This window comes from Serratia sp. GW822-FHT06D09 (assembly GCF_058799515.1).
In genome coordinates this window covers 26,126-47,848 of record NZ_JBXALO010000006.1, presented here as the reverse complement: position 1 = coordinate 47,848, position 21,723 = coordinate 26,126, and the positions used below count along the sequence as shown (strand labels likewise).

18 protein-coding genes are annotated in these 21,723 nt (G+C 58.2%); 8 read left to right on the top strand and 10 right to left on the bottom strand.

Annotation, left to right across the window (positions count from 1 at the left end):
• Positions 1 to 5: 5 nt before the first annotated feature.
• The 3 genes from AC1RKG_RS15565 (at position 6) to AC1RKG_RS15555 (ending at position 4,159) form a co-directional block, all read left to right on the top strand.
• Positions 6 to 1,514, top strand: a complete 1,509-nt coding sequence (locus AC1RKG_RS15565) for a CoA-acylating methylmalonate-semialdehyde dehydrogenase (protein ID WP_261287095.1) — start codon at positions 6 to 8, stop codon at positions 1,512 to 1,514.
• 159 nt (positions 1,515 to 1,673) lie between these two features.
• On the top strand, positions 1,674 to 3,050 hold the full coding sequence (locus AC1RKG_RS15560; RefSeq protein ID WP_020825063.1) for an APC family permease: 1,377 nt from the start codon (positions 1,674 to 1,676) through the stop codon (positions 3,048 to 3,050).
• Between the two features lie 2 nt (positions 3,051 to 3,052).
• The gene (locus tag AC1RKG_RS15555) at positions 3,053 to 4,159 is read left to right on the top strand and encodes a DmpA family aminopeptidase (RefSeq protein WP_020825062.1); all 1,107 of its coding nucleotides are present in this window, start codon (positions 3,053 to 3,055) and stop codon (positions 4,157 to 4,159) included.
• 102 nt (positions 4,160 to 4,261) lie between these two features.
• On the opposite strand, the gene AC1RKG_RS15550 is transcribed toward AC1RKG_RS15555, so the two are convergent.
• From AC1RKG_RS15550 to AC1RKG_RS15515, 8 genes are all read right to left on the bottom strand, one after another.
• Positions 4,262 to 5,512 carry a phospholipase D-like domain-containing protein gene (locus tag AC1RKG_RS15550; protein ID WP_493183449.1) on the bottom strand — a complete coding sequence of 417 codons (1,251 nt, stop codon included), beginning with the start codon at positions 5,510 to 5,512 and terminating at the stop codon, positions 4,262 to 4,264.
• The gene (locus tag AC1RKG_RS15545) at positions 5,505 to 6,155 is read right to left on the bottom strand and encodes a MotA/TolQ/ExbB proton channel family protein (RefSeq protein ID WP_201895775.1); all 651 of its coding nucleotides are present in this window, start codon (positions 6,153 to 6,155) and stop codon (positions 5,505 to 5,507) included. The genes AC1RKG_RS15550 and AC1RKG_RS15545 overlap by 8 nt, the downstream gene beginning before the upstream one ends.
• 143 nt (positions 6,156 to 6,298) lie before the next feature.
• Complete coding sequence (locus AC1RKG_RS15540) at positions 6,299 to 8,539, bottom strand: TonB-dependent receptor family protein (protein ID WP_046374590.1); 2,241 nt, start codon at positions 8,537 to 8,539, stop codon at positions 6,299 to 6,301.
• Positions 8,540 to 8,578: 39 nt separating this feature from the next.
• Positions 8,579 to 9,331 carry an energy transducer TonB gene (locus AC1RKG_RS15535; protein ID WP_493183446.1) on the bottom strand — a complete coding sequence of 251 codons (753 nt, stop codon included), beginning with the start codon at positions 9,329 to 9,331 and terminating at the stop codon, positions 8,579 to 8,581.
• Position 9,332: 1 nt separating this feature from the next.
• Entirely contained in the window at positions 9,333 to 9,737 is a 405-nt protein-coding gene (locus AC1RKG_RS15530) for an ExbD/TolR family protein (RefSeq protein WP_258090175.1), read from the bottom strand.
• Between the two features lie 506 nt (positions 9,738 to 10,243).
• The gene (locus AC1RKG_RS15525) at positions 10,244 to 11,164 is read right to left on the bottom strand and encodes a L,D-transpeptidase family protein (protein ID WP_041414166.1); all 921 of its coding nucleotides are present in this window, start codon (positions 11,162 to 11,164) and stop codon (positions 10,244 to 10,246) included.
• Positions 11,165 to 11,335: 171 nt separating this feature from the next.
• The gene (locus tag AC1RKG_RS15520) at positions 11,336 to 12,214 is read right to left on the bottom strand and encodes a helix-turn-helix domain-containing protein (protein WP_020825053.1); all 879 of its coding nucleotides are present in this window, start codon (positions 12,212 to 12,214) and stop codon (positions 11,336 to 11,338) included.
• A 16-nt stretch (positions 12,215 to 12,230) separates the two neighbouring features.
• Positions 12,231 to 12,626, bottom strand: a complete 396-nt coding sequence (locus tag AC1RKG_RS15515; protein WP_020825052.1) for a hypothetical protein — start codon at positions 12,624 to 12,626, stop codon at positions 12,231 to 12,233.
• 116 nt (positions 12,627 to 12,742) lie between these two features.
• Here AC1RKG_RS15515 and AC1RKG_RS15510 point away from each other — a divergent pair, with 116 nt between their 5' ends.
• Positions 12,743 to 13,561, top strand: coding sequence for an AraC family transcriptional regulator (locus AC1RKG_RS15510; protein WP_048762871.1), 819 nt, complete (start codon positions 12,743 to 12,745; stop codon positions 13,559 to 13,561).
• A 57-nt stretch (positions 13,562 to 13,618) separates the two neighbouring features.
• Here AC1RKG_RS15510 and AC1RKG_RS15505 read toward each other — a convergent pair whose 3' ends face one another.
• A complete protein-coding gene (locus AC1RKG_RS15505) occupies positions 13,619 to 14,755 on the bottom strand; it encodes a porin (RefSeq protein WP_493183442.1) in 1,137 nt (378 codons plus the stop codon).
• Positions 14,756 to 15,342: 587 nt separating this feature from the next.
• Between AC1RKG_RS15505 and yncE the strand changes: the two genes are divergently transcribed.
• On the top strand, positions 15,343 to 16,419 hold the full coding sequence (yncE, locus tag AC1RKG_RS15500; RefSeq protein WP_048762869.1) for a 7-bladed beta-propeller protein YncE: 1,077 nt from the start codon (positions 15,343 to 15,345) through the stop codon (positions 16,417 to 16,419).
• 39 nt (positions 16,420 to 16,458) lie between these two features.
• Here the strand turns inward: yncE and AC1RKG_RS15495 are convergent, their stop codons facing one another.
• Complete coding sequence (locus tag AC1RKG_RS15495) at positions 16,459 to 16,773, bottom strand: hypothetical protein (RefSeq protein WP_048762868.1); 315 nt, start codon at positions 16,771 to 16,773, stop codon at positions 16,459 to 16,461.
• 258 nt (positions 16,774 to 17,031) lie between these two features.
• Here AC1RKG_RS15495 and AC1RKG_RS15490 point away from each other — a divergent pair, with 258 nt between their 5' ends.
• From AC1RKG_RS15490 to AC1RKG_RS15480, 3 genes are all read left to right on the top strand, one after another.
• The gene (locus AC1RKG_RS15490) at positions 17,032 to 18,411 is read left to right on the top strand and encodes a glutamine synthetase family protein (protein WP_262034017.1); all 1,380 of its coding nucleotides are present in this window, start codon (positions 17,032 to 17,034) and stop codon (positions 18,409 to 18,411) included.
• Between the two features lie 33 nt (positions 18,412 to 18,444).
• A complete protein-coding gene (locus AC1RKG_RS15485) occupies positions 18,445 to 19,155 on the top strand; it encodes a trehalose-6-phosphate synthase (protein ID WP_493183439.1) in 711 nt (236 codons plus the stop codon).
• A 364-nt stretch (positions 19,156 to 19,519) separates the two neighbouring features.
• Positions 19,520 to 21,700: a carbon starvation CstA family protein gene (locus AC1RKG_RS15480; RefSeq protein WP_046374598.1), complete on the top strand. Its 2,181-nt coding sequence runs from the start codon at positions 19,520 to 19,522 to the stop codon at positions 21,698 to 21,700.
• Positions 21,701 to 21,723 lie beyond the last annotated feature (23 nt).

Below are 21,723 nucleotides of genomic sequence, written 5' to 3'. Positions count from 1 at the left end.
AAGCCATGCCAATTGCACATTGGATCAACGGCCAGTCCGCCACCGGCGGAACCCGCAGCCAGCCGGTTTACGATCCGGCTACCGGGCTGTCGCATCAGGAGGTGTTACTGGCCGACCGCGCCACGGTAGAAAGCGCCATCGACGCCGCCGAGCAAGCCTACCCAGCCTGGCGCGATACGCCACCGCTAAAGCGGGCCAGGGTGATGATGCGTCTAAAAACGCTGCTGGAACAGCATGCCGATGCCATCTGCCGGTTGATCACCGCCGAACATGGCAAAGTGCTCAGCGACGCCATGGGCGAACTGCAGCGCGGCATCGAGAATATTGAGTACGCCAGCTATGCGCCGGAACTGCTGAAAGGCGAACACAGCAAGGATGCCGGGCCGGGCATCGACAGCTGGAGCGAGTTTCAACCGCTGGGAGTGGTGGCAGGCATCACGCCGTTTAACTTCCCGGCGATGGTACCGCTGTGGATGTGGCCAATGGCGGTGGTGTGCGGCAACACCTTTGTGTTGAAACCTTCCGAACGCGTCCCTTCCTCCACGCTGTATATCGCTCAACTGGCGTCCGAAGCCGGGCTGCCGCCGGGAGTGCTGAACCTGGTCAACGGCGACCGCGAGGCGGTGGACACCCTGCTGCACGATCCCCGGGTCAAAGCCGTCAGCTTTGTCGGCTCTACGCCGGTAGCGGAGCACATCTATCACACTGGTTGTGGCCAGAACAAACGGGTGCAGGCGCTGGGCGGCGCGAAGAACCATGCTGTGGTGCTGCCGGATGCCGACATCGCCGGCAGCGTCAGTGCGCTGATGGGTGCGGCGTTCGGCTCCTGCGGACAACGCTGCATGGCCATCCCGCTGGTGGTGGCGGTGGGAGACGGCACGGCCGACGCGTTGGTTGCCGGGTTACAGCGGCAAATGGCGGCCATGCGGGTCGGTGCCGGTAACGATAACCGCAACGACATGGGGCCGCTGGTCACCCAACAGCATTATGAAAAAGTGAAAGGCTATATCGATCAGGGTGTTGAGGAGGGAGCTACCCTGGTGGTCGACGGTCGCGAGCTGGCGGTGCGGGACGACAGCGGGCAAATCAGCCAGGGTTATTTCCTTGGCCCAACGCTGTTTGACCACGTGCGGCCGGGCATGCGGATTTATCAGGAGGAGATCTTCGGCCCGGTGCTGGGGGTGGTTCGGGTCGGATCGCTGAAAGAGGCGATGGCGATGATAGACGCCCACGAGTACGGCAACGGGACCTGCCTGTTCACCCGCGACGGCGAGGCGGCGCGTTATTTTTCCAGTCATATTCAGGTCGGTATGGTGGGGATCAACGTTGCGCTGCCGGTTCCGGTGGCTTATCACTCGTTCGGCGGCTGGAAACGCTCGCTGTTTGGCGACCTGCACGCCTACGGCCCGGATGCCGTCAGGTTCTACACCAAGCGCAAAACCATAACCCAGCGCTGGCCTTCTTCCCATGACGCCCAGCATGCCACCTTCAGCTTCCCGTCCGGGCAAGGGTAATTTCATAATAATCATAATGATTTTTTAGAGGCGAAGAAATTCGCCTCGTTTTCCACGCGCTCCATTTAATCAGGCCCGGGCAGCGGCATGCCATCGCAAGGCTCTTCCGCACGATCGCCGCCCGCAAAATAACCCACTAACGCGTTAATGGAGTTTTGAATGACTGAGCCCACACCAGAACACAAATTCAAAGGTAATCTCAGCGTCCTCGACGTGGTGATGATTACCGCCTCCGGCGTCACGCCCGCCAGCTCAATTTTCGTTATTGCACCGCTGGCGATCGCCAGCGCCGGTAGCGGTGCCTTTATCTCATTTCTGATCGCTGCCTTTATCGCCGCCACTATTGCCCTGTGCTACGCCGAACTCGGTGCGGCGCATCCCAGCGCCGGGGGCGAATACAGCATTATCAAACGCCTGTTCGGCACCCTGTGCGGGCTGCAAACTTACCTGTTTATTCTCAGTGCCGCGCTGTTCGTACCGGCGGTGCTGGCCACCGGTGCCGTGCCTTATTTGAACACCGCGCTGGGGACTCAGTTCGACGCCTCTACCGCCGGGATGATCACCATCTTGATCGGCGGAGCCTGCGCCATTTTCAACATCAAGGCCAATGCGCTGCTGACCGGCACCTTTTTGGTGGTTGAAATCGCGGTGCTGGGGCTAATCGCCTGGTTGGGCTTTAGCACCCCGCACCAAAGTGCGGACATCCTCGTCGCGCCGGTGATGCTAAACCCCGAAGGCGTGTTGGCACCGGTTTCCGTACCGCTGATCGTCGCCATGGTCGGCGTCGCGCTGTTTTCCTATAACGGCTACGGTGCCGCGGTGTATATGGCGGAGGACATGCGCGAGCAGGGCAAACCCATGGCCACCGCCATCATGCTGACGTTGGCGATCGTGGTACTGGTCGAGCTGCTGCCCTTCACCGCTTTGCTGATTGGCGCGCCGTCCCTGGCGGAAATGGCCAAACAGGCCGATCCGGTCGGCTACGTGGTCAGCCAACTGGGTGGGCCGACGCTGGCGCGGGTGGTCAGCGGCGCGATTTACCTGTCGGTGTTCAACGCCATTATCGCCATCGTGGCGCAGTTTAGCCGCATGATGTTCTCCAGCGGGCGTGACGGTTTTTGGCTGCCGCAGGTGAACCGGGCGCTGAAAATCATCCATCCGCGTTTCGGCACGCCGTGGATTGCCACTCTGCTGTTCGGTATTCCCTCGGCGCTGTTGGCCTTTTGCTCCAACCTCGGCGATCTGACCTCATTTACCGTGATCCTGCTGCTGCTGGTGTACATCATCATGGCCGTCGCCGCGCTGATCAGTCGCCGCCGCGTACGTTTCCACCACCCGTATCTGATGCCGCTGTGGCCGCTGCCGGTGGCGATCGCGCTGATCGGCTGCCTGTATGTGTTATGGACAATTTTGATCGCCAGCAGCCTGAAAGACTTTATTATCATTGCCGGTATCCTCTGCTTTGGCCTGCTGCTGAGCTATATGCGCACCCGGCAGGCTATCCCGCACGTTGAACCCTCAATTGAAGGAGAATAACCATGTCGCAGCGCGCTCAGGATTTGGGCATTAAAATCGGCCACGGCGTTGCCGGCCCGCTGAACGCCATCACCGACGTGCCCGGCGTTCGCGTCGGCCACGCCAGCATCCACGCCGATTTGCCCGACGGGCGCAGCGTGCGTACCGGCGTCACGGTGATCGAACCGCGTGCCGGCCAGGCCCGGCAATCCCCCTGCTTTGCCGGCGTGCATGTGCTTAACGGCAATGGCGACGCCACCGGGCTGGAGTGGATCCGCGAAGCCGGCCTGCTCACCAGCCCAATCGCCTTCACCAACACCCACAGCGTCGGCGTGGTACGTGACAGCCTGATCGCACTGGAACGTGAAGCGCTGCCGGCCGACGACGCGGTGTACTGGAATATGCCGGTGGTAATGGAAACCTTCGATGGCCTGCTCAACGACATCAACGGTTTTCACGTCAAGCCTGAACATGTGCGGCAAGCACTGCAGGCGGCACACGAAGGATTACCCCAGGAAGGTGCCGTCGGTGGCGGCAGCGGCATGATCTGCCATGAGTTCAAGGGCGGCATCGGCACCGCTTCGCGCCGCCTGCCTGCCGATCGCGGTGGCTGGACGGTCGGTGCCATCGTGCAGGCCAACCACGGCAAACGCGCGTCGCTGCTGGTGGGCGGTTATCCGGTGGGCCGTCATTTGGCACATATTCACTCGCCGTTTACACCGCAGCTGCCGCACCCGGGCATGGGGTCGATCGTCGTCACCCTGGCCACCGACGCCCCGCTGTTGCCGCACCAATGCGCCCGTCTGGCCCAACGTGCCAGCATCGGCATTGCCCGCACCGGCGGCGGTACCGAAGACTCGAGCGGCGACATTTTTATCGCCTTCGCCACCGGCAATGACGGCCTCCCCCCTGCCGACTACGCCAACAAAGGAGCCTTTACCACCCCGCTGCGCATGGTGAACAACGATTACATCTCCGAGCTGTTTGCCGCAGCGGCAGAAGCGGTGGAAGAGGCGATTATCAATGCCCTGCTGGCCGCCAATACCGTTTCCGGTAATGGCCATCGGGCGGAGGGACTGAGCGCCGAACAGTTGCTGACGGCACTGGAAAAAAGCGGCTGGCGGAAATAATCCGGCAAAGCCAAGCGCAGAGGCGCAGCATTAAAAGGGGTAAATCGGGTCGAACCTGTTCGACCCTACCGGTTCAGTCTTGACGAGGATTTGCCGACAATCTCAGGACTCACCGCCCGGTTTGGGCGTCGGGTAGTCGTAATCCAGCTTCAGCGGTTCGGCGTAAAGGCTGTCCCACAGTTGGCTGTACAACTTGTCCAGCCGCTGGCTCATGTTCACGTCGTGCAGCACAATCTCCAGATTGCGCGAATTGTCCAGATAGCCGCCGGTCCAGTTGCTGGTGCCTACCCAGGCGATCTCGCCGTCGATGGTCATGATTTTACTGTGGATCACCCGGGCAAACGGGATAAACCCGCTGCTTGCCGGCGGAATGGTGACCACTTTCACCTGCACATTCGGCACCAGCGCCAGGCTTTTCAGCCAGGCGATATCCGGCTTTTTGGTATTCCAGTTAGCGACCATCAGCTCAATCTGCACACCGCGCGCGGCAGCGCTGCGCAGGGCGTTATCGATCACCGCGTAGTAAGGCCGGGTGCGGTCCGGGCCAAAAGACAACGGCGCGTAGTCCATCACCTGTACCCGCACTCGCTGCCTGGCCGAAGCCAACAGGCGCGGCAGCTCAAGCTGCGAATCAATCACGCCCGCCGGGTTGTAGGCACGCGGGCTGGCGACCAGGTAATTGCTCTGCAGCGGTTCAACCGTGGGTTGGGACGTCAGCTGGGGCACCGGTTTTTCCGCCGCCAGCAACGCCTGCGCCTGCCAGTCCTGTTCGAAGATCGCCTGGATCTGCCGCACCACACCGGCATCGCTGATGCGCAGCCCGGTTTCATGGATGTGCGCCAGCGCGCGCCAGTCAAAGTTCTGGCTGCCGACAAACGCCTGTTCACCGTCCACCAGCAGGTATTTGGCATGCAGAATGCCGCCGCTCAGCCGCTGGTAAGGGATAATACGCAGCTCCAGATTCGGGATCGCCTTAAGCTGTTCCAGCGTTTCGGGAGTAGAAATGCGGATGCCCTTCTCCTCCATCAGGAAACGAATTTTTACCCCACGTTCCCCCGCCGCTTTAAGATGCTGCAGCACGCCATCCAGCAGCGAACCCTGTTGGTTCGCCACGTAGAACTGGCCCAGATCGATGCGGGTTTTCGCCGCATCAAACATCTGCTGCCACACTTCGGCAGTGTTGCGCAGGTCATCCGCCTGCAACGCGGTTTCTACCGGTGCGGTGTACACCAGCTCGTAGCCGGGAATTTCAAAGCGCGCCGCCGCATTCTGGCTCAACATCAACAGGCAACCACCCCATAACGCAGTGTAAAGGCGGCCTAATGGCCACCGTGAATGACGGCCATTAGGCATAGCGCGGCACCTCGCTGTCAACCCGTTGCTCGCGGCTGCCGTTTTCCGGGCGGCTGCCCGGCGCACCGGCACGGATCAGCAGCACCTTCAACAGTTCGTTAATGCGCTCCATGCGGCTTTGCAGATAGTTGTTCCCCACCAGGCACAGCAGCGCGATGGCGATACCCAGTCCGGTAGCGTACAGCGCGGTGCCCATCCCGGCAGAAACCAGGCTCGGCTCGGACACTCCCGAGGCAGCCAGTGCCTTAAAGGTTTCGATAATCCCCATCACCGTACCCAGCAGCCCCAACAGCGGTGCCGCGGTAACGATAGTTTCCAGCAACCACAGGCCCCGCGCCATCAGCGGCTTGCTCAACAAATACTGAGCGTCGATCAAATCACCGATCGCCTCGCGGTCACCGGCACGGTGTTTTTGCTCCAGCACCGGTGAAATCACCGCCAGCGGCAGGCTGTTGCGCTGGGTCAACTCATCCGGCAGATCGGCCGTGCGGTGCACATCCAACGTCAGCGCCTGCTCCAGTCGACGCGCCTGGCGTTGGGTATAGGTGAAATACAACGCACGTTCGATAATGATCACCAGTGCAATCGCCAGCGCGGCGTACATCACGTAGAAAATAATGTCGTGTAGCAGATTGGCATTCATCGTTCAGTCCTCTTACCCGTCGTCTTTCAAGCCGCAGCGTTGTTACCTGCACTCGCTCACCCCAGTTACTTACTTAAGTAAGCGCCTGGGGATGAGCGAGTTGGCCGCCTGGCTGCAACTTGAAAGCCATAGGGTATAAATAGTTAAAAGGTGGCTTCCAGGGATACGCTGAAGGTACGTTCTTCCCCGACGTTGTAGTAAGGCGTGCTGGCCCTTACGCCGTTATAAGGTGCGGCGTTGAAGGTGGTGGAGCGCACCGAAGTCAGGTACTCCTTGTCAAACAGGTTGCTGATGCCGAAGCGGAGCGCCGCGCTCTTGACGATCTTCTTGTCCACCGGCAAATGCACCCCCGCCGCCAGATCGAATACCGTCCGGCCGCCAATCTTCTCGTCATTGGTCAGGTCGCCGTAGAACGAACTGACGTACTTGCCGCTCACGCTGCTGTAATACAAACCGTCGTCATAACCCAGGGTCACGTTAAGCAGGTTTTTTGGCACGTTCGGCACTTCTTTACCGCTGGTCGGCAGCGGCAGGCCGCCGTTGCTGACAATGTCGCTCTTCTGCTTGGACTCGGTATAGGTGTACGAGGTGTAGTAGTTGAAGTTATGCGGCAGTTGGCCGCTCCACTCCAGTTCCAGCCCTTTGTTCTCTACGTTGCCGATATTCATCATCTCGTAGTCACCGTCCGGATTGGTGGTAGAGATTTGACGGTCGCTGTAGCGCAAGTAGAACAGCGAGGCGCTCAGCAGCATATCTTCACGCTCGAAACGCCAGCCCAGCTCATGGTTCCAGCTCAGTTCAGGCTTGGTGCTAAGCGAATCGCCGACGTTGTACAACACGTAGTTTGGCGGGGTGCGCATATTGCGAGTCAGGTTATAGAACACCTGGTTTTCCGGGTTCAGCTTGTAGCTGGCGCTGAAGTTCGGCAGAAATTCATGGTATTTGGCATCACGCTTTTCCGGCACGTTATACAGGCTGCCCTTGTTATCGCCTTTTCGTTCAACGTACTGATAGGCCAGCCCGCCGACGAAGGTCCAGTCCGGCGTCGCGAACCAGGTGTCCTGCAGCCACACTTTTTGCGCCGGGGTAATGGTGTACTGGTTACGCCCCTGCACGGTTTTGCCGTTGGCGTCCTTCACCTGATCGGAACCGCCCGGTTTACCCGAGAGCTGCTGCGGGTTGCCGTCGTCCTTGATGCCGATAAACGGTTGGGTCTGCGACTGGCGTGCACGTTCAAACCAGTAGCCGATATCCAGGCTGTGCTGATCGTTGATGTCCCACTTCAGCTTGGTGGTGATACCCGGCCGCCAGGTCTGAGTCCAGGAAGGACGGTAATAGGTGTTGGACTGCAAGTTGCTGAGGTCATACTGACCGGCCCGATCCGAGGTGCTGGACAGTACCGACGCGCTCTGGCCGCTGAAGCTGCCGCCGTTCCCCCAGTAGTAATAGGGTTGCAGGGTTAACGCCAGGTTGTCGCGCAGCTGCAGCTTCTGGGTGAACGTCAGGTTGAAATTCTCGAACGGATTACGGTTGAGCTTGTAGTAGCGAGTCAGCTGGCCCCGGTTGTTGTAGGACGGCGTGGTGTCATAATCGCCACGGGGGTCTTCCGCGAACTGAGCCTTGCTGCGGGTGTTGTAGTTGACGTTATTTTGCTGGTTGTACTTCATGATCAGGTTGCTGCTGTTGCCGTTGCCGTCCTCATACAACGAGTTCATCTCAAACTTGTTGGAGTACAAGCGCCCTTCCCCGCGCCACTTTTTGGCCTCGGTGTGCGAATAGGAGATCCAGTTGCTGAAGCCGTTGTACTCACCGGTCTCCAGACGGGCAAAGGTTTTGCTCAGGTTGTTGCTGCCCAGCGTCTGTTTGACGAAGCCGCCGAAGTCTTTAGACGGACGCCGCGTCACCAGGCCAATATTGCCGCCGCTGGAGCCGATGTGCGGGCCGTCGGCTTCCGAGGAGCCCTGGGTGACGAACACTTCCCCCAGGTTCTCCGAATCACCCAGCAGGTTCGGGTAAACCGCATAGTTGCCGGAATCATTAATCGGGATCCCGTCCATCGACAGGCCGATTTGATCGGAGCTCATACCGCGCATGGTGTAATCAACGCCGCTCAGACCGCTGGCATCGTCGCTGTTGACGTTCAGGCCCGGCGTGTATTTCAGCTTGTCGATGGCGTTGGCCGCCGCCGGCATTTTATCCATCGCCTCTTTGGTGACGGTGGAACGCGACTTGGCGCTGTCCTCCTGCACCATCATCCCTCCGCCCAGCGACTGCCCCTTAACGTTGATGGTGCCGACGTCGGTCGAGTCCGCCGCCAGCACGGCACCCGGTAACATCGCCGACATCACTGCCAGATAAATCCCAGATCGATTGAAAGATTTCATTGTTTCCATCCCATAAAAATCAAACTGTTATGCCAGGCATCAAGGCGCCTGATAATTGAACGTGGCTGAAAATCTTTTGGTTGTCTGCCCGTTGAAAGCCTCAGTTGGGAACGGCTTCACCTGGCTGATACTTTGCAAACTGCTCAGCGCCGCGCGGTTGAGCAGCATGCTGGAGGCCTTATTGGTGATGCCGGAAGAGATCACCCGACCGCTGCGATCCACCTCCAGCCACACCTCGACGTTGCCCTGCGGCCGTTCAAGCGAAGCCTGCCGCCCGGTGGGATAGCGCTTGCGCTGCTCCAGCTCATGGCGCAATGCCTGCAGATAACCGTTTTCGATTGCCTGCGCATTCACCTTCGGTGCCGCTGGAGCCGGCGGAACGGGCTGTGCGGCGGGCTTGCTGACCAAGGTTCTCGGTGCTGCCGGCACCGCGGCGGGCCTGGCCTTTTCCACCGGCTTGGCTTTCTCTTTCACCGGCTTGGATTTGGGTTTCGGCTGCGGCTTGGGCACCGGTTTGGCCTCGACAATCGGCTCAGGTGCAGGCACCACAGGTTCAGGAAGGGGCTCAGGTTCCGGCGGCGGTGGCTCGGGTTGCGGCGGAGTTTCCACCGGCGGCTCCGGTTCCGGCTGTGGCTGAGGTTCCGGCTCGACCAATGCCAGCTCCATGGCGGTTTCGTCATAGCGCGGCTGAATTTTCAGCGCCGCCTGTTGGCTGGCGAACAGTACGCAGCCCGCGACGATCAGCGCCGGCAACCAGCTGAAAAGGTGACGTGAGCGATAGAGCAGATACATGTCACAGCTTCCGTGTGGCGATGGAGACGGAGAAGAAACCGCCCTGGCGCAGGTTATCCATCACCGCGACCAAGCGCTCTACCGCAACGCCTTTGTCGCTGTTAACGATAATGGTGGTGGTCTGGTTTTCCTGCTGCTGCTTCAGCGTGCTGACCAGCGCGCTCAGCGCTATCGGCTGACCGTCGAGCTGCAGTTGCTCCTCAGCGCCCAGGGTAATGATCGCCTTCTTCTGCGGCTTCAATTGCTGAGCGCTGCCGGCGGACGGCAACTGAGTCTTCAGCCCAAGGGCCGGGATCACGTTCAGGCTAATCAACACAAAAAACACCAGCAAAAACATCATCACGTCGATCATCGGGATCAGTTCGATGTGCGCTTTGTTCTTTTTCGGCTCGTTCCAGTTACGCATGGCACTCCCTCCCAAAAGCAAAGCAGCCAATATAGAGAGCCTATGTTTATCTTTTGTTACGTTTGTGTGATCTTATTTTCACAATGCAGAGGTTTTGAGAGTTTTTTCTCAGGCAATCACTGGTCGGATGGGATATATAACCAATTAATTAACGATGACTTTTTGAGGAATAATTACCAGGAAGGACTTATAGCGGTGATGCATAGGCAGGTAAGCTGTGATTATTCTGACACTCTACAGCAAGATCTCCAGACCGCGTTTTTGCACCAGAGAAAGAAGTTTCAGCGACGGGCCTCCCGGCAGTTCCCTGTCGCAATTTTGCCCACCTACAGCTTCGCGATGCCCGTTTAAGGCAACGAGAAAATCTGTTTTTTGCTAACAGTACCGGACCTTTAAAGCGGCAGCGGTAACGAAAAGCAAAGAACTGCGGAGGCCTGCGCAAAACGGTGTTTTTTAGCCATAAAAAAAGACGCCCTAAGGCGCCTTTTCTACAGCGACTGAATCAATCAGTTCACTTTAACCGGCATACCGGAACGGGCTTTGATTGCCGCGTCCACTTCGCTCTGGTTAACCGCCGGGTCCATCATCACTTTGCCCACTGGCGCAGAGATGGTCAACGGCACCGGATCTTTGGACTTCAGCTGTTCTTCGTTAGCAGAGAGTGGGTTGTGCACTTCAATGTAACGGGAACCGTCCGGCTCAACGCTGGCTTTGATCGGCTCGTTGATGAACTGCACGCGAGTGCCAACCGGAACGTTTTCGAACAGGAACTTGATGTCGTCAGCACGCAGACGTACGCAACCGTGGCTCACGCGCAGACCGATACCGAAGTTGGCATTGGTACCGTGGATCGCATACAGACGACCGACGTACAGCGCGTACAGCCCCATAGGGTTGTCCGGACCGGCCGGGAATACTGCAGGCAGGATCTCGCCGTCCGCGGCGTATTCCGCACGCATCTTGGCGGTTGGCGTCCAAGTTGGGCCGTCTTTCTTGCGCTGCACGGTGGTGGTCCAGTTCAGTGGCGTATCTTTGCCCAACTGGCCGATACCGATTGGCAACACGATCACGGTGTTGGTGCCTTTCGGGTAGTAGTACAGACGCATCTCGGCGCTGTTGATGATGATGCCTTCACGTGGCGCATCCGGCAGGATCAACTGCTGTGGGATGGTCAGAGTGCTGCCTGCTTTCGGCAGGAAAGGATCCACACCCGGGTTGGCTTCCAGCATATTGCTCAGGCCCATCTGGTATTGAGCGGCAAAGCTCTCCAGCGGCAGCTTGCTGTCTTCCGGTACGGTGATCTGGATGTTCTCACCCACCAGACGGCTGTCTTTGGCAGGCAACGGATATACAACGGCGAAGGCAGCCTGGCTGAAAGCCACCAGTGCCGTAAACAGGGTTAGTAACGCGCGAATGCTCATTTTCATCTTCGTGTTGGTAGTGGCCACTGGCAGTTATCAATATAGGTTATGCGGCCATAAATGACCGGATGCGCATTATATGTGCACATCGGCCTAAGTGTGAAACATTACCAGCGCAATATCGAACTTTTTTGTAACCTGGTGCAGCACGAAGAGGTTTTTCTGTGAAAACTGCCGTTAAAGCACAGCGGCCGGCGGTGACGTTCGGCGAATCGGGATCAGATATTCACAGCGGATCGCCGTACCGCGTGCATTACAAACCTCTCCCTGTGCCGGGTAAAAACGCTCGATATCCTGCCCGGGACGGCGCACAGCTTTCATCATGGGCATCGCGGAGTCGTACAGGCGATCGACGAAGTTTGGCAACTCTTCGACCTGCCCCTGATAGGTAAAGCTGGCGTAATCGCCCTGCTCGATCAGGATCTGCTCCCCTTCGGCCTGTTCATCTGCCAGCGCAAGTGTATAGGCCATGCGTTGACCATCAAGCTGTCGGTTGTCCGCTTCCAGACTGGTGAGGCCGTAGACTACCGCCGGTGGCGCGACTTCGGGTTGCAGCACCTGGTTCCAGACGTACTGGCGCAGCTCATTTTTCGAATGCTGCATTTGCCCCAGAGTGCAGCTGCGGCGCTGGGTACGCCCCACCAGCTGCATGGCCGGCAGAGTGACAATACTCCCCTGAGGCAATGGGCCTTCTGCCATCCGTAGCGGCGGCTGCATGCCGTGGCTGGACCAATCCGCGCTGCGGCGATAGCCGGCCGGCGGCAAACCGAACTGTTTTTTGAAGCAACGGGTGAAGGTCTGCTGGGAATCGAACTGGTACTTATCGGCAATGCAGGCCACGCCGGTATGGGTGAGCCGCAGCTCACGCGCGGCGGCGGTCAAACGTCTGCGCCGGGCGTAAGTGCCCAGAATATGGCCGGTCAACTGCTTGAACAGCCGCTGCAAATGCCATTTGGAGTAGCCGGATTTGGCGGCAATATCGTCCAGCGTCAGCGGCTGGTCGAGGTTTGCTTCAATCCAGGCCAGCAGTTGCGCAATTACCTGTTGCTGATACATGGCGCTTCCTTATTGATTATTGTTCCCGCTGCTCGAGCAGGCGTTGTGCCAGCTCATGGGCCTGTTGCTCACTGGCCACCACCATCACCGGATAACCCCAGAAACGGCTGGCGAAATCGACAAACTCTTCCGCCGCCTTTCGGCGCATGTCGTCCGGCTCGATCAGCACCATACCTTTGACCCACTTCGCTAACGCCTCACGGTGATCGCGTTTCCACAGGGCGACCTGGGTACGCTCGTCGCGATCCTGCTCACCGCTTTCGTCCATACGACGATCGCAAAGCAGCACAAACGGCTGTTCACGCTGCAGCAAGGTGCTGAATTCGGCAAATTCGGCGAGGGTATCTTTCGGTTCGCCGGCGGCTTGCTGACGCATCCAGACCAGTGGGAAGGTTGCAGAATCTAATGACATGAGATTTCTCCTAAGAGTTCGGAAACGTGCGCTTACTTTATCGGCGGAAGCACTAGACCACATTGCACAATCAGGACATAATGTTTTTCATTTACGCCAAATTGAGAATTATTCTCATGCCTTTTGTCACTCCACCGCTTTTCGATATCGATCGGGTGCCCCGGGCGGTTTTTGCCGTGCAGGGTTCCACCGTTAACAAGGATTGGGAAGTCGCCCATCACCGGCACCAAAAAGCGCAGCTGATTTATACGATGCGCGGCATGATCCGCTGCGAAGTGGAAAACGGCCTGTGGCTGGTTCCGCCGCAGTGTGCGCTTTGGATGCCCAGCAACGTGCTGCACAACGCTCAGGGTACCGGGGCCACCGAATGTTACGCGTTGTTTGTCGATCAGGCGGCCATCGCCGGGTTGCCGACCAGCTGCTGTACGTTGGCCGTTTCGCCGTTGCTGCGCGAACTGCTGTTGCAGGCCAGCGGGTTTGATCCGCTGTATGACGAGCAAGGCGCTGAAGGGCGGCTGATTGGCGTACTCTTGGATCAATTGGCCGCCGCGCCGATTGAGAACCTGCACTTGCCGGTCTCCAATGACGCACGCATTCGCCAACTGACCGAGCGCCTGCTGGCCGATCCGGCGGACAAAGCCACCCTCAGCCAATGGGCTCAGCGCATCGGCATGAGCGAACGCACCCTCAACCGCACCCTGCAGCAGCAAATGGGCATGAGCTTTGGCCACTGGCGACGGCAACTGCACGTGATGCTGGCGCTGCAACGCCTGACCAAGGGGGAGACCGTACAGCGGGTGGCGCTGGATCTGGGCTATGAGAGCGCCAGTGGCTTCGTCACCATGTTTCGCAAAGCCGTCGGCAAACCGCCGGCACGCTATCTGGCGGAGAAAACCGCAGCGGATCGGGCGCAGGGCGGTTGGATCACCCTGTGAAATAACCCGACAAAAAAGCCGGCAACGAGGCCGGCCTGGAAAGTTTGTCAGGGGCGATCAGAAGTCGTAGAACACCGTCACCCAGGTGGAGTCCGGTTCGTTGTCGCTGCTGTTGGCCAGCGTCCGTTCCACATACACCGACAGGCCGTAGCCGATGGTGGTACCCGCCCCAAGGTAAACGTGATTGGCGTGGTATTCTTCGTCGCCCTTCAATTGCAGCGAGTCCGCGGCCACATAAGGCTGGATCGATTTCAGGAAAGGCTTGTTGATATTAAAGGTATAACCGACAAAGCCTTCTACCCCGTAACCGCTCCCGGCGAAATAATGCGACAAGGTACGTTCACGGGTGCTCGGCACATAGTCTTTGTAATAGCTGGCGGTCCCAACGATATACCAGTTATTGGGTTGCCAGGTCAGCGCGGTGCCGGACAACTGCTGGTGATACTCTTTCTCGTTATATTGATTGTCTTTGATTTTTGCGTCGGTGTAGCTGTAGGCCGCGCTGAAGGTTAATTCCTTCGTCGCCTTATAATCAAACCCCAATCCGCCGCCGCCTTTACGGCGATAGATGAGATTATCCGCCGTGTGCAAATCGTCTTCCGGTAATAAATAGTTGGCGTATAAGGTAACCGGCCCAAAATCATTGGTGTATTTCAGGCTGTTCTTCGGTTTATTACCGCCGTCGTAGTCGCCGGAAATACCAATGCCGGTGCCGCCCGCATGACCATCGTTATCCCAGACGTCGCTTTTAATGCCGACAACCGAATAATAAATGCCGTATTGGTGACCAAAGGTTAAGGTGCCGTAGCGGTCATCTTTGAAGCCACCGTACAGCTGGCGCTGATAGTCGCGTTTGCCGTCTTCGTTGTAGTGGCCGTCCCAGCTCAGCGCGTGTGCCAGATCGACGCCCCACTCGTAGTAGCCGATAACCGAGGTATCCTGCGTCAGCGCATAGTCGCCGCTGAAGCGAAAGCGCGTGCCGCCATCATGACCATTTTTATAATATCCCGGCTCCGGGCCATTATTAAATATCCACTCGGGGCGAATACTGCCGCCAACTTTCAAACTCAGCGGTGCCAGCAACACATTGCTTTGCGGGTTTTTATCCAGAATGGTGATTTCTGCCTGCGCGCCGGCGGATAACGCCGACAGCACAACGCCGCCAATGAATATTGGCGTTTTTATATATCTCATTATTACCCCTGCCCGAAAAATTATTGTTATAAATACGGTGGTCTTGAGCCACGCATAAACAATTACCCGATGTGTGCAAATGACGCAAGTTATAAAAATTCATGTCATAACCTGAGATTATCCACCACAGGATGACTTTTTCACCACAAAAGTATTCAACTGTAATTCAATGCAAGACAATGTAATTAACCGCTCACATAACGTACAAAGCCGGAGTTTTTAACCCAAAGAAACCTCCGTTATTATCGGGTTTTTATTATAAGAGATAACAAATAAATATTATTACAGCGACCAAACAATAACGCAGCTAAATTAATTATTTGTTATCGGCCCGCAGGGAAAACCAGGAAACCCACGCAGCGACACGGCAACGGTCACCCTCCCCCCACTCTTCACATTGTGATTTTCACCCCAGCCTGGGTAGAAATCACTCCCCTCCGGCATGAATAATGATTATTATTCGCAAACAGAAGGCCCGGCACGCCACGATGCGACCGGCCGGATTTTGCTTTGAATTCAATGTTGAGCTTTTTAGCCTCTGGGCAACCGCCCTGCGGCGACAGGCATTTTAACTCCATGGAGAGGTTATGAACTCTGCAACAACGACCAGCCGCCGCTTTGGCGCACGCGCCGCTTTCCCACTGCTGCTGCTGACTTCAATGCTGTTTTCCGCCCCGCTGCTGGCCCAGGGCGAGCCGGAACTGCTGCGCAAGCCCGTCGGCAAAGGCGCTTACGAGATGGTCTACAGCCAGGGCGAGAACGCGCTGTATCTGGCCACTTCGCAAAGCCGCAAGCTGGACAAAGGCGGCGTGGTGTATCGTTTGGATCCGCAAACGCTGGATATCACCCAGATCATTCACAACGATATCAAACCTTTCGGCGCGGCCATTAACAGCAAAACCGACACGCTGTTCTTCGGCAACACCGTCAATAACTCGGTCACTGCCATCGACGGTAAAACCGGTGAGGTCAAAGGCCGCCTGGTGCTGGATGCGCGTAAACGCTCCGAAACGGTAAAACCGCTGGCACCGCGTGAGCTGGTGGCCGACGCCACCACCGACACCCTGTATATCACCGGGCTGGGTGAATCCAGCGTGGTTTGGGTGGTAGACGGCAAAGACCTGACCCTACGCACCACCATCACCGAAACCGGCAAATACGGTACCGGTCTGGCACTGGATGCGGCCGCAAGCCGCCTGTACGTGACCAACGCCGACGGCGAGCTGGTGACTATCGACACCAAAACCAACAAGGTGCTCAGCCGCAAGAAATTGGACGAGTCCAAAGAGCACTTCTTCCTGAACATCAGCCTGGATCCTGCCACGCATCGCGCCTTTATCACCGACTCCAAGCAGGCCCAGGTGCTGGTGGTCGATACCCGCGACGGCAAGATTCTGAGCAAAATCGACGTGCCGGAATCACTGGCGGTCCTGTTCAACCCGACGCGCAATGAGGTGTATGTCACCCATCGTCAGGCAGGCCAGGTCAGCGTGATCGACGCCAAGAACTACAAGCTGCTGCAAACCATCAAGACCCCAACCCACCCGAACAGCCTGGCGCTGTCACCGGATGGCCAGACGCTGTACGTGAGCGTCAAACAGGCTTCCAGCCGCGAGAAAGAAGCCACGGCGCCGGACGACGTGATCCGTATCGCGTTGAAATAACGGCATAAGGGCGCCCCGGCGCCCTTTTTTGATCGGCAGCTATGGCTTCCCCGCCAGCCCGTCAGCGTCCTGAACCACCGCCTTTTTAGTGGCTCGCTGGTAAAGGCACAGCTCTCTGCCCGCTTTGTTATGCATAAACGCCTGCGGGTAGCGCCCAGCGATCAACAGGGCCGAGTAACCGACGTCATCACCATAATGGATAATGCTGCCGACGGCTTTGGCCCCTTTCAAACTGCTGGCTTTCAGGCAGGCGGTTTGCAGTGCTTTATCGCCGCTGGCCCATGCCGCTTCAGAGGAGGCCCCGGCGCTGAACGCCGTCATCACGGCGGCAAACACGATAAAAACTCTGATCATTATTTTCTCTCCTGAATAACGTCGCTCTCAGCAGTATATGCAGCTATTTATTCTTCGGCCATCAGAGCCACGCCCCTTATTTACACCTTTTTTATTCCGGCTATAAATAAAGTTACGGCGTTTTTACAGACAGGTTTTAGGGGCGCAGATAACATCATTACATCGCCAATATGGCCTTACGAGACGGATGCCTCATGTGTTTATCCCCTGCCCTGATAATAATTTCCCCCGCGGCTTTAATTCATTTCGGGGGCTGCCATGCATGCTAACGTTATTGGTTTCAACCCGCTGCTGGCAGATATTCCTGCTTCGCAGGCGCGTTCATTCCACAAAGAAGTAGAACAGTATTTACAGCGCTATCCGGACACCGAACACGTCGATATTTATCTCAACGATCTGAACGGTCAATTCCGCGGGAAACGGCTGCCTGTCGCCGAGGTGTTTGCGCTGGATAAAGGCTGTTATTTCCCGCTGTCGATCTACGCCATGGATCTTGGCGGCCAGGTCATTGAAGAAAGCGGGCTGGGCCAGCAGGCCGGCGAGCCGGACAGGTTGTGTCTGCCGGTGCCCGGAACCTTGCGGCCCTGCGCCCGCGATCCGCAGCACCATGCCCAATTGCTGCTGACGATGAAAAATGCCGACGGCGACGCCTGCGAGCTGGAGCCGCGCGTGGTGCTGCAACGGGTGCTCAAACGCCTGCATGCCAAGGGTTACTTCCCGGTCGTGGCGGCAGAGCTGGAGTTTTATCTGCAGGATCCGCTGCAGCAACCGGCTGAGGCCGGACAGTGCCCGACGCAGAGTTTTTCTGTCGATGCGCCGGAGCGCCACCAGGCGTTGCTCAATGACATCGAACATCAGGCCCGGCTGCAGGCCTTGCCGCTGACCGGCGTGGTCGCCGAAGCCGCCTCCGGCCAGTATGAGCTGAATCTGCATCACAGCGCTCGCGTACTGGAGGCCTGCGATCAGGTGCTGGCCCTGAAGCGGCTGACGCGCCAGATCGCCGAGAAACACCACCAGCACGCCTGCTTTATGGCCAAGCCCTGTGCTCAGGCCGCCGGTAGCGGTTTGCATTTTCATATCAGCCTGCAGGATGAGCAGGGCAACAACCTGCTGGCCAGCCTGCCGGGCGAGTTGAGCGCCACCATGACGCAGGTGATGGCGGGCATGCTGGCGCTGATGCCAGCCTCGATGGCGATATTCGCGCCCAACGTTAACGCCTTCCGCCGCTTTCGTCCCGGTATGCACGTGCCGCTGCGCGCCTCCTGGGGGCACAATAACCGCACGGTGGCACTGCGTTTACCCTGCGCCGACCATGCCAACCAGCGCATCGAATACCGGCTGGCCGGGGCCGATGCCAACCCGTATCTGGCCGTAGCGGCGATGCTGAGCGGCATGCTGTATGGGCTGGAGCACGCGCAACCCCTGCCGCCGGCAGCCTGCGGCAACGGCTATGAAAATGGCGACGCGGTGGCACTGCCGCTCAGCCAGCAGGAAGCATTGACGTTATTCCGGCAAACCCTACCGTTGCAGGAAAGCCTCGGCCCAGCGTTTGCCGCGCTGTGGCACACCTGTAAGAGCGCCGAGCTGCGCCGCTTTGAAGCGCAGGTCACCGAAGCGGAAACCCGCTGGATGCTTTAACCCCCTATTCGTAACCTGAACAAGGAACGCAGCATGTCTCGTTTGGTTTTGATCTCGAATAAGCAGTGTGACGGCAAGGATCTGGCCTGCGCTACGCAGGCCCTATCGCCTGACAGCCAGAGCGACGACGATCGCGGGTTGTGGCTGGGCTGGAACGGTGACGTACAGAACTTTGGCGATGCGCCGCTGCGCCCGGTCAGTTACCAGCACCGCAGCGGCTACGAGCAGGTGACCTTTCCGTTATCGACCGAGGAGTTTCACTTCCACTATCAGGGCTACTATCACGATGGCCTGTGGCCAGTGTTCCATAACCACCCGGAGAAGGCGCATTTCACGCCGGAGAACTACCGCGCTTATCGGCAACTCAACCGGCACTTCGCCGATATCGCCTGCGAGTATGTTTGCCCGAACGACATCATCTGTATTGATGATTACCAGCTGTTGCCCTGCGGCCAGGCGCTGAAAGAACAGGGGTTACTGAACCCCTGCGCGTTCTTCTTCCATTTGCCGTTCCCGTCGACGGCGCTGCTCAGACAGATCCCCGAGCACCACGGCTTAATCGAATCGCTGTTTTTCTACGATCTGATCGGCTTTCAGACGCTCGACGACCGCAATAACTTTCTCAGTTATCTGACCCTCGAATACCCGGTCGAAATGCTGCCCGACGGCCAGTTGCAGGTTAACGGGCACATCTTCGCCACCGGCATTTTCCCCGCCGGGATCAACGCCAGAAAGATTTACTGACCCGTCCCTCGGTGGGGCGTTGCCACTCCCCCTGCAACGCCCAACCGCTCATCCCGGGATTTCAACCGTTCGGCACCCTATAGCACCGTTGACTGAAATTCGCATGTCTTCCCCAGCCCCAACCCGCAATGATGAGCTGTTCCTAAACTCGTCATACTTCAAGTTGCATCGTTGTTGGCTACGATTGCTCACCCGAATCACTTACTTATGTAAGTTCATCGGGCTTCGCGCCCTTGCCGCCTCAATGCCACTCGAATTATTTAGAGTTCGTACCCGAACGTTATCCGCACCGGGCCGCGTGCCTGAAACATCTTATAAGCGGGTTAACTCACTCATTTTGCAGATTTGAACTAAGGACACCTCAATGAACAGAGAGGGGATTTTAAAACACATACCCTGGATGCTGCTGGGAATACTCGGCGCGTCCTGCCTGGGCGTGGTTGCGCTGCGCCGTGGCGAACACATCAGCGCGCTGTGGATCATCGTCGCCTCGGTGGCGGTGTATCTGGTGGCGTACCGTTATTACAGCCTGTACATCGCCACCAAGGTGATGAAGCTGGACGCCTTCCGCGCGACGCCGGCGGTGGTCAATAACGACGGCCTGAACTACGTGCCAACCAACAAAAACGTGCTGTTCGGCCACCACTTCGCCGCCATTGCCGGGGCTGGCCCGCTGGTGGGCCCGGTGCTGGCAGCGCAGGTCGGCTACCTGCCCGGCACGCTGTGGCTACTGGGCGGCGTGGTGCTGGCGGGGGCGGTGCAGGACTTTATGGTGCTGTTCATTTCCTCGCGCCGCAACGGCGCTTCGCTTGGCGAGATAATCAAAAAGGAAATGGGCCCGGTACCGGGGACCATCGCGCTGTTTGGCTGCTTCCTGATCATGATCATCATCCTGGCGGTGCTGGCCCTGATCGTGGTGAAAGCGCTGGCGGAAAGCCCATGGGGCGTGTTCACCGTCTGTTCCACCGTGCCGATTGCCCTGTTTATGGGCGTTTACATGCGCTTCCTGCGTCCGGGACGGGTGGGCGAAGTGTCGATCATTGGCATCGTGCTGCTGGTGGCTTCCATCTGGTTCGGCGGCGTGATCGCCCACGACCCGTACTGGGGCCCGGCGCTGACCTTTAAAGACACCACCATCACCTATACGCTGATTGGCTATGCGTTCGTTTCCGCCCTGCTGCCGGTCTGGCTGATCCTGGCGCCGCGCGACTATCTGGCAACCTTCCTGAAAATTGGCGTTATCGTCGGGCTGGCGATTGGCATCGTGATCCTCAACCCTGAGCTGAAAATGCCGGCGATCACCCAGTTTGTCGACGGGACAGGCCCGGTGTGGAAAGGCTCGGTGTTCCCGTTCCTGTTCATTACCATCGCCTGTGGCGCCGTGTCCGGCTTCCATGCGTTGATCGCCTCCGGCACCACGCCGAAGCTGCTGGCCAATGAAAAAGACGCGCGCTTTATCGGTTACGGCGCGATGCTGATGGAGTCCTTCGTGGCCATCATGGCGTTGGTGGCGGCTTCGATTATCGAGCCGGGCCTGTACTTCGCCATGAACACCCCGCCGGCAGCACTGGGCATCACCATGCCTGACCTGCACCGTTTGGGTACCGAAGATGCGCCGATGATCATGGCGTCACTGAAAGATGTGACCGCCCACGCGGCGGCGACCGTCAGCTCATGGGGCTTTGTCATCAGCCCGGAACAGATCCTGCAGACCGCCAAGGACATCGGCGAGCCTTCGGTGCTGAACCGCGCCGGTGGCGCACCTACGCTGGCAGTGGGTATCGCCCACGTGTTCCACCAGATCATTCCTGGTGCCAACATGGGCTTCTGGTACCACTTCGGTATTCTGTTTGAAGCACTGTTTATTCTGACCGCGCTGGATGCCGGTACCCGTTCCGGCCGCTTTATGCTGCAGGACCTGTTGGGCAACTTCGTGCCGTTCCTGAAGAAAACCGACTCGCTGGTGGCCGGTATTGTCGGCACCGCCGGCTGCGTGGGCCTGTGGGGTTACCTGCTGTATCAAGGGGTGGTCGATCCGCTCGGCGGCGTGAAGAGCCTGTGGCCGCTGTTCGGCATCTCCAACCAGATGCTGGCCGCCGTGGCGCTGGTGTTGGGTACCGTGGTGCTGATTAAGATGAAGCGCACCCAATACATTTGGGTCACCGTGCTGCCGGCGGTATGGCTGCTGATTTGTACCACTTACGCCCTGGGTCTGAAGCTGTTCAGCGACAATCCTCAGTTGGAAGGCTTCTTCTTCCAGGCTGGTGAGTACAAGCGCAAAATCGCCGAAGGCGGTGCCGAGCTGACCGCTCAGCAAGTGGCTAACATGAACCATATCGTGGTGAACAACTACACCAACGCCGGGCTGAGCATTCTGTTCCTGCTGGTGGTGTACAGCATCATCTTCTACGGGGTGAAAACCGCCATGGCGGCGCATAAAAACCCGAACCGCAGCGACCAGGAAACGCCGTACGTGCCGGTGCCTGAAGAAGCGCCCTCCAACGGCGTAACTGAAGGGGACGTCAAAGTTTCACCGCAGCACTGATGGTGATTTAACGGATACCCTGC

What these genes read in the sequence shown, in the direction of transcription:
- AC1RKG_RS15565 (WP_261287095.1), top strand. Translation starts at nt 6, where the DNA reads ATGCCAATTGCACATTGGATCAACGGCCAGTCCGCCACCGGCGGAACC.
- AC1RKG_RS15560 (WP_020825063.1), top strand. Translation starts at nt 1,674, where the DNA reads ATGACTGAGCCCACACCAGAACACAAATTCAAAGGTAATCTCAGCGTC.
- AC1RKG_RS15555 (WP_020825062.1), top strand. Translation starts at nt 3,053, where the DNA reads ATGTCGCAGCGCGCTCAGGATTTGGGCATTAAAATCGGCCACGGCGTT.
- AC1RKG_RS15550 (WP_493183449.1), bottom strand. Translation starts at nt 5,512, where the DNA reads ATGCCTAATGGCCGTCATTCACGGTGGCCATTAGGCCGCCTTTACACT.
- AC1RKG_RS15545 (WP_201895775.1), bottom strand. Translation starts at nt 6,155, where the DNA reads ATGAATGCCAATCTGCTACACGACATTATTTTCTACGTGATGTACGCC.
- AC1RKG_RS15540 (WP_046374590.1), bottom strand. Translation starts at nt 8,539, where the DNA reads ATGAAATCTTTCAATCGATCTGGGATTTATCTGGCAGTGATGTCGGCG.
- AC1RKG_RS15535 (WP_493183446.1), bottom strand. Translation starts at nt 9,331, where the DNA reads ATGTATCTGCTCTATCGCTCACGTCACCTTTTCAGCTGGTTGCCGGCG.
- AC1RKG_RS15530 (WP_258090175.1), bottom strand. Translation starts at nt 9,737, where the DNA reads ATGCGTAACTGGAACGAGCCGAAAAAGAACAAAGCGCACATCGAACTG.
- AC1RKG_RS15525 (WP_041414166.1), bottom strand. Translation starts at nt 11,164, where the DNA reads ATGAAAATGAGCATTCGCGCGTTACTAACCCTGTTTACGGCACTGGTG.
- AC1RKG_RS15520 (WP_020825053.1), bottom strand. Translation starts at nt 12,214, where the DNA reads ATGTATCAGCAACAGGTAATTGCGCAACTGCTGGCCTGGATTGAAGCA.
- AC1RKG_RS15515 (WP_020825052.1), bottom strand. Translation starts at nt 12,626, where the DNA reads ATGTCATTAGATTCTGCAACCTTCCCACTGGTCTGGATGCGTCAGCAA.
- AC1RKG_RS15510 (WP_048762871.1), top strand. Translation starts at nt 12,743, where the DNA reads ATGCCTTTTGTCACTCCACCGCTTTTCGATATCGATCGGGTGCCCCGG.
- AC1RKG_RS15505 (WP_493183442.1), bottom strand. Translation starts at nt 14,755, where the DNA reads ATGAGATATATAAAAACGCCAATATTCATTGGCGGCGTTGTGCTGTCG.
- yncE (WP_048762869.1), top strand. Translation starts at nt 15,343, where the DNA reads ATGAACTCTGCAACAACGACCAGCCGCCGCTTTGGCGCACGCGCCGCT.
- AC1RKG_RS15495 (WP_048762868.1), bottom strand. Translation starts at nt 16,773, where the DNA reads ATGATCAGAGTTTTTATCGTGTTTGCCGCCGTGATGACGGCGTTCAGC.
- AC1RKG_RS15490 (WP_262034017.1), top strand. Translation starts at nt 17,032, where the DNA reads ATGCATGCTAACGTTATTGGTTTCAACCCGCTGCTGGCAGATATTCCT.
- AC1RKG_RS15485 (WP_493183439.1), top strand. Translation starts at nt 18,445, where the DNA reads ATGTCTCGTTTGGTTTTGATCTCGAATAAGCAGTGTGACGGCAAGGAT.
- AC1RKG_RS15480 (WP_046374598.1), top strand. Translation starts at nt 19,520, where the DNA reads ATGAACAGAGAGGGGATTTTAAAACACATACCCTGGATGCTGCTGGGA.